This is a genomic window from Segniliparus sp., assembly GCF_051660745.1.
GTDB lineage: Bacteria > Actinomycetota > Actinomycetes > Mycobacteriales > Mycobacteriaceae > Segniliparus.
Genome location: NZ_JBOFQF010000011.1, coordinates 23,634 through 30,430, shown reverse-complemented (window position 1 = coordinate 30,430; position 6,797 = coordinate 23,634). Strand labels below are relative to the sequence as shown.

The 6,797-nt window shown below is 66.4% G+C and carries 8 protein-coding genes; 6 read left to right on the top strand and 2 right to left on the bottom strand.

The annotated features are described in order from the left end of the window. Window positions 1-248: 248 nt before the first annotated feature. The 4 genes from nrdH (at window position 249) to nrdF (ending at window position 4,164) form a co-directional block, all read left to right on the top strand. Window positions 249-509 carry a glutaredoxin-like protein NrdH gene (nrdH, locus tag ACRC20_RS03650; protein ID WP_438684982.1) on the top strand — a complete coding sequence of 87 codons (261 nt, stop codon included), beginning with the start codon at window positions 249-251 and terminating at the stop codon, window positions 507-509. Between the two features lie 22 nt (window positions 510-531). Next, window positions 532-948: a class Ib ribonucleoside-diphosphate reductase assembly flavoprotein NrdI gene (gene nrdI, locus ACRC20_RS03645; RefSeq protein ID WP_438684981.1), complete on the top strand. Its 417-nt coding sequence runs from the start codon at window positions 532-534 to the stop codon at window positions 946-948. Between the two features lie 175 nt (window positions 949-1,123). Beyond that, a complete protein-coding gene (gene nrdE, locus ACRC20_RS03640) occupies window positions 1,124-3,205 on the top strand; it encodes a class 1b ribonucleoside-diphosphate reductase subunit alpha (protein WP_438684984.1) in 2,082 nt (693 codons plus the stop codon). Then, a complete protein-coding gene (gene nrdF / locus ACRC20_RS03635; protein ID WP_438684980.1) occupies window positions 3,193-4,164 on the top strand; it encodes a class 1b ribonucleoside-diphosphate reductase subunit beta in 972 nt (323 codons plus the stop codon). Before nrdE ends, nrdF begins: the two co-directional genes overlap by 13 nt. Window positions 4,165-4,363: 199 nt before the next feature. Here nrdF and ACRC20_RS03630 read toward each other — a convergent pair whose 3' ends face one another. After that, entirely contained in the window at window positions 4,364-4,654 is a 291-nt protein-coding gene (locus tag ACRC20_RS03630) for a hypothetical protein (RefSeq protein WP_438684979.1), read from the bottom strand. 115 nt (window positions 4,655-4,769) lie between these two features. Continuing rightward, a complete protein-coding gene (locus ACRC20_RS03625) occupies window positions 4,770-5,396 on the bottom strand; it encodes a TetR/AcrR family transcriptional regulator (protein WP_438684983.1) in 627 nt (208 codons plus the stop codon). A 54-nt stretch (window positions 5,397-5,450) separates the two neighbouring features. Between ACRC20_RS03625 and ACRC20_RS03620 the strand changes: the two genes are divergently transcribed. Together ACRC20_RS03620 and ACRC20_RS03615 are read left to right on the top strand one after the other, a co-directional pair. Next, window positions 5,451-5,693, top strand: coding sequence for a ferredoxin (locus tag ACRC20_RS03620; RefSeq protein WP_438684978.1), 243 nt, complete (start codon window positions 5,451-5,453; stop codon window positions 5,691-5,693). 59 nt (window positions 5,694-5,752) lie between these two features. Then, window positions 5,753-6,757, top strand: a complete 1,005-nt coding sequence (locus ACRC20_RS03615) for an alpha/beta fold hydrolase (protein ID WP_438684977.1) — start codon at window positions 5,753-5,755, stop codon at window positions 6,755-6,757. Window positions 6,758-6,797 lie beyond the last annotated feature (40 nt).

The window sequence follows — 6,797 nt, the reverse complement described above, 5'->3', positions numbered from 1 at the left end:
TGGCCGCCCCCAGGGGCGGCCACGCCTGCTGTTTTTGGGGAGGCCGTTGGGGGGGAGGCCCGATGGGCGCTCCCTGCGCCGCAGGCCGCAGCCTGCTCGCGACCAGGGAATTTCATGATTGTGATTCACAACCTGTTGTGTTCGCTTGCCTTGTCGGCCACAAGGTGTAGTGTTGAGGAAGCGAAAGAAACCATCCCTTCAGCGGACCCCATCAGCCATCTCTCGACCACTGCCAGGAGCCACCCCGAATGAGCGATCTCAGCACGACGCACACCATCACCCTGTACACCAAGCCCGCGTGCGTGCAGTGCGACGCCACCCACCGCGCCCTCGACCGCGCGGGCGTCGCGCACGAGGTGGTGGACCTCTCGGTGGACACCGACGCGCGGGACTACGTGATGGCCCTCGGCTACCTGCAGGCCCCGGTGGTCGTCGCGGGCGGGGAGCACTGGTCGGGCTTCCGCCCGGACCGGATCGCCGCGCTCGCCTCCGCGACTGTGGCCGCCTGACGCGAGCGAGAGGAGCGAAGCGATGCGCGTGTTCTACTTCTCCTCGGTGTCGGAGAACACCCATCGTTTCGTCCAAAAACTGGGCCTCTCGGCCACCAGGATCCCCGTTCGCGGCGACGAGCGCGCCGTCAAGGCGGTCGAGCCCTACCTGCTCATCACCCCCACCTACGGCGGCGGGCATCCGGTCCCGGGCAAGGCGGGCGGGTACGTGCCCAAGCAGGTCATCAAATTCCTGAACGACCCGGAGAACCGCGCCCTCCTCAGGGGCGTGATCGCAGCCGGGAACACCAATTTCGGCTCCGAGTACGGCTATGCGGGGGCGGTGGTCTCGCGCAAATGCCAGGTCCCGTTCCTGTACCGGTTCGAGCTCATGGGCACGGAAGAGGACGTGCGCGCAGTGCGGGAGATCTGCGCGTCAGACTTCGCGCTCTCGGCCTGAGGCCCCGGCCCGACACCCGCAGACAACCACCAACGAAGCCCAAAGGAATGGAGCACCGGTGACATCGACTTTGAACAACCCGACCGAGGCAGGCCCGTCGGCCGCCGAGGCCAAGCACGGCGCGCCCGCGCACAAGCAGCACGTCGAGCATTTGGACTACCACGCGCTCAACGCGATGCTCAACCTCTACGGCGCGAACGGCGAGATCCAGTTCGAACGGGACAGGGAGGCCGCCAACCAGTACTTCCTCCAGCACGTCAACCAGAACACGGTCTTCTTCCACAACCTCGAGGAGAAGCTCGACTACCTCGTCGAGAACGAGTACTACGAGCCAGAGGTGCTGCAGCGATACTCGTCCGAGTTCGTCAAAGGGCTCTTCAACCAGGCGTACGCGAAGAAGTTCCGGTTCCCGACCTTCCTCGGCGCGTTCAAGTACTACACCTCGTACACGCTCAAGACGTTCGACGGCAAGCGGTACCTGGAGCGCTTCGAGGACCGGGTGGTCATGGTCGCGCTCGCGCTCGCGGACGGCGACGAGGAGCTGGCAGGCCAGCTCGTCGAGGAGATCATCGAGGGCCGGTTCCAGCCCGCCACCCCGACGTTCCTCAACTGCGGCAAGAAGCAGCGCGGCGAGCCGGTCTCCTGCTTCCTCTTGCGGATCGAGGACAACATGGAGTCCATCGGCCGCTCGATCAACTCCGCGCTGCAGCTCTCCAAGCGGGGCGGGGGCGTGGCGCTGCTCCTGACGAACATCCGCGAGGCGGGCGCGCCGATCAAGCAGATCGAGAACCAGTCCTCGGGCGTGATCCCGGTGATGAAGCTCTTGGAGGACTCGTTCTCCTACGCGAACCAGCTCGGGGCGCGCCAGGGCGCGGGCGCAGTCTACCTGCACGCCCACCACCCGGACATCATGCGCTTCCTCGACACCAAGCGGGAGAACGCGGACGAGAAGATCCGGATCAAGACGCTCTCCCTCGGCGTGGTCATCCCGGACATCACGTTCGAGCTGGCCAAGCGCAACGACGACATGTACCTCTTCTCCCCGTACGACGTGGAGCGGGTCTACGGCGTCCCGTTCGCCGAGATCAGCGTGACCGAGAAGTACCACGAGATGGTGGACGACGAGCGGATCCACAAGAAGAAGATCAACGCCCGGGAGTTCTTCCAGACCATCGCGGAGCTGCAGTTCGAGTCCGGCTACCCGTACATCATGTACGAGGACACCGTGAACCGGGCGAACCCGATCGACGGCAGGATCACGCACTCGAACCTGTGCTCGGAGATCCTCCAGGTCTCCACGGCCTCCACGTTCAACGCGGACCTGAGCTACGACCACGTCGGCAAGGACATCTCCTGCAACCTCGGTTCCTTGAACATCGCGAAGACGATGGACTCCCCGGACCTCGGGAAGACGGTGGAGACCTCGATCCGGGCGCTCACCTCGGTCTCGGACCAGACCCGGATCGACTCGGTGCCGTCCATCGCCGAGGGCAACGACCAGTCGCACGCCATCGGCCTCGGGCAGATGAACCTGCACGGCTACCTCGCCCGCGAGCGGATCCACTACGGCTCCGAAGAGGGCGTGGACTTCACGAACATCTACTTCTACACGGTGCTCTACCACGCGCTTTCCGCCTCGAACAAGATCGCGATCGAGCGGGGCCGGGCCTTCACGGGCTTCGAGCGCTCGAAATACGCGAGCGGCGAGTTCTTCGAGAAGTACCTGGCCCAGGCCTGGGAGCCGAAGACCGAGCGGGTGCGCGAGCTCTTCGCGCAGGCGAAGGTGGACATCCCGGCCAAGGCCGACTGGGAGCGCCTGAAGGACTCCGTTGTGGCGCACGGGATCTACAACCAGAACCTGCAGGCGGTGCCGCCGACCGGCTCGATCTCGTACATCAACCACTCGACCTCCTCGATCCACCCGGTGGCCGCGAAGATCGAGATCCGCAAAGAGGGCAAGATCGGCCGGGTCTACTACCCGGCCCCGTACCTGGCGAACGACAACCTGGACTACTACCAGGACGCCTACGAGATCGGGTACGAGAAGATCATCGACACCTACGCCGCGGCGACCCAGCACGTCGACCAGGGCCTCTCGCTCACCTTGTTCTTCAAGGACACCGCGACGACCCGCGACATCAACAAAGCGCAGATCTACGCCTGGCGTAAAGGGATCAAGACGCTGTACTACATCCGCCTGCGCCAGCTCGCGCTGGAAGGCACCGAAGTGGAAGGCTGCGTGTCATGCACACTCTGAACAAGACTGGTCTCACCAGGGCGATCAACTGGAACCGGGTCGCCGACGAGAAGGACTCCGAGGTCTGGGAACGGCTGGTCGGGAACTTCTGGCTGCCGGAGAAGGTGCCGCTGTCCAACGACATCCAGTCCTGGCACACCCTCAGCGAGGACGAGCAGCGCCTGACGATGCGGGTGTTCACCGGCCTCACGCTGCTCGACACCGTGCAGGCCTCGGTCGGCGCGATCAGCCTCATCCCCGACGCGCTCACCCCGCACGAGGAGGCCGTCTACACGAACATCGCGTTCATGGAGTCCGTGCACGCCAAGAGCTACAGCTCGATCTTCTCGACGCTCAGCAACACGCCCGAGATCGACGAGGCGTTCCGCTGGTCGGAGGAGAACCCGAACCTGCAGCGCAAGGCCTCGATCGTGTTGGAGCGCTACCGGGGCGACGACCCGCTCAAGCGCAAGGTCGCCTCGACCCTGTTGGAGTCCTTCCTCTTCTACTCCGGCTTCTACCTGCCGATGTACTGGTCCTCGCGGGCGAAGCTCACGAACACGGCCGACCTCATCCGGCTCATCATCCGTGACGAGGCGGTGCACGGCTACTACATCGGGTACAAGTACCAGCGCGGCCTCGCGCTCGCGACCGAGCAGCGCCGCGAGGAGCTCAAGGACTTCACGTTCAGCCTGCTCTTCGACTTGTACGACAACGAGGTGGAGTACACCCAGGACCTCTACGACCCGGTGGGCCTGACGGAGGACGTGAAGAAGTTCTTGCGCTACAACGCGAACAAGGCGCTCAACAACCTCGGCTACGAGGGCCTGTTCCCGAAGGACGAGACGTCGGTGAACCCGGCGATCCTCTCGGCCCTGTCGCCGAACGCGGACGAGAACCACGACTTCTTCTCAGGCTCGGGTTCGAGCTACGTGATCGGCAAGGCTGTGGCGACGGAGGACGAGGACTGGGACTTCTGAGGTCTGTCGCCGAGCGCGGACGGGAACCACACGGCGCTTGTTTCTCAGGCTCGGGTTCGAGCTACGTGATCGGCAAGGCTGTGGCGACGGAGGACGAGGACTGGGACTTCTAGTCCGGTTGCTCAACGCGAAAGCAGAGAGGCTGCCCACCGAAGTGGGCAGCCTCTCTGCTTTCGCGGCGCGAGCCGCTCGGCTGTGGTTACGAGCCGTTGCCGAGCGCGGCGCCGAGGCTGTCGCGCAGGGCGGGGGTGCCTTGGTTCGGGCCTTGGCCCGTGACGGGCTCCTTGTCGGCCTTGTGCGTCATGCCGTTTCGGGGGAAATGCGTTTTGCCGCCGGGCCGGGTGGGGCCGTCCTCGGACGAGCCCTGGCCCGTGCCGTTGCTCGCGAGGTGGACGGCGACGGTGTCGCGCACCGGGGCCGCGTCCGCCTGGGCGGCGATTCCGAGCATGCCGCCAAAAGCCGCGACCGCGCCGATCATGATGGTCTTCATTCGTCTGTACTTCCTCTGTTATTCATCTAATGGCCATCTATACTACACCGTTTAACCGAATGATCCGATGTTTTATTCCGTGTTCCGCGCGGCCTGTTCGGGGCGGGACGGCGGGCTAGCGCGCTTCGACGCCCCGGCTGACGAGGTCGACGGTGGCGCGCACCCTGGCGGCGAGCGGTTCGTAGTCGGGCTGGAGCCCGTATCGGGCCTGTAGTCCCAGCGGGATGGCGACGATGGAATCCGCTGTCGCCTCGATGTCGACGTCCGGGCGCACGTAGCCCGCTTCGACCCCGGAGCGGAGGATGTCGGCGAGCGCGGCGCTGCCCATGTCGAATATGGTGTTGAACTGCTGGACGAGCTCGTCGTCCACGGTCGCGCTTTGCAATAGGAGCTGCGAGATGCGGGGGTCTTCGCAGAAGGTGGCCGTGAGGGAGAGGCCGAGCCGCTCGGAGAAGTCGCGGAACTCTTCGATCGAGGCGATCGGGCCGGTGGACACTTCGGCGAGCGTTGCCAGCGTCCGTGCCATCGCATGCTCGACCACGTGCTGCAGGATGTCCCGCTTGTTCTCGAAGTAGCGGTAGAACAGCGAGTGCCCAGACCCGAGGCGGGCCGCGATATGGGTGATCGAGGTTTGGTGGTAGCCGCGCTCGGCGAATTCGGCGAGCGCGGCTTCGATAATCTCCTCCCGCACCAGTTCGCCTTCTCCGGTATCGTCAAAGGTGGGGTTCCCATCACATTGGATAGAGCTTCGGGGTTCCCGTCACGTTGACCAAGCATTTCGAGGAGTAGACGACAGATGGCAGACAAGTACGAGGTTTCGGTCGACCAGGACCTGTGCATGGGTTCGGGGTATTGCCTGCACGAGAACTCCAAGCTGTTCAGCTTCAACGACGACGGGATCGCCGAGGTGCTGGGCGGGGAGCCGCCCGCGCCTGCGGGCGCAGGCCCGATCCTCTTGCGCGCGGACCAGGTCGAGGCGGCCCGCAAGGCGGAGGCCGTGTGCCCGTCCTCGGCGATTTCGTTGAGCAAGCGGGCGTGAGCAGGGCTCGCTGACCTCGTTCGGCCGTGGGCGGGGCCGCGCCCGCTAGGATTCGGGGTATGGCGCGCAGCGGATTTTCTCTCACCTTGCTCGCGGGCGTCGCGACGGCAGGGGCGGCAGCGGCGTTGCTCTGGCCCGCCAAACGCGCCCGGCCCCGCCCGGACCTCGCGCCCCCGGCCGCCCCGAGCGAGTCGTGGGCGACGAGCTCGGACGGCGCCCGATTGCGGGTGCTGCAATACGGACCGCCCGCCGCGCCGCCGCTGGTGCTCGCGCACGGCTGGACCTGTGTGGCGGAGGCGTGGCTGCCGCAGGTGCACGAACTCGTCGGAGAGTTCCGCGTCGTCGCCTTCGACCAGCGCGGGCACGGACGCAGCGAAGCCGGGGCCGGGCCGTTCACGGTGGACCTGCTCGCCGACGACTTGGACGCGGTGCTCGCGCACGTCCTGCAGGACGGGGAGCGGGCGGTGCTGGCCGGGCACAGCATGGGCGGGATGAGCGTCATCGCCTGGGCGGAGCGCCATCCCGACCGGGTCGGCGAGCGGGCGGAAGCGGCCGTGCTCGTCGGGACCTCGGCGCACTGCAGGCCTCGGCGGTTCAACGAGGCGCTCGTCGCCGCGTACCGGCTGCCCTTCCCGACGGGGCTGGTCCGCAATTCATGGCTGACGAGGCTTGTCGTGCGCGGCTACGCGCTGTCCCCCACGGCGCGGGACGCCGATGTGGACTTCACGGCCCGCATGGCGCTCGACTGCTCGCCCCGCGCCCGCAGCGAGTGGCAGCGCGCGCTGGTCCCGCTCGACATCCGGTCCGGCGTGGGGCGGCTGGCCGTGCCGACGACCGTGGTGGCCGGGGCGAGAGACCAGGTGCTGCCGCTCGGGCATAGCCGGAAGATCGCCGAGGCGCTGTCCGAGAGCGGCTGGCTGGAGCGGTTCGTGGTGCTGCCGGAGGTCGGGCACATGATCGGACTGGAAGCCTCTGGCAGCCTCAACGCGATCATCAAGGGGACGGCCGAGGCCGCGCGCCGCCGTTCCGCGCAATCCGAAGGCCCGCCCCCCGCGCAGGAGTGAGCGGCCCGCCCTTCGGCGACACAGAAGTGTTTCCGCTCAC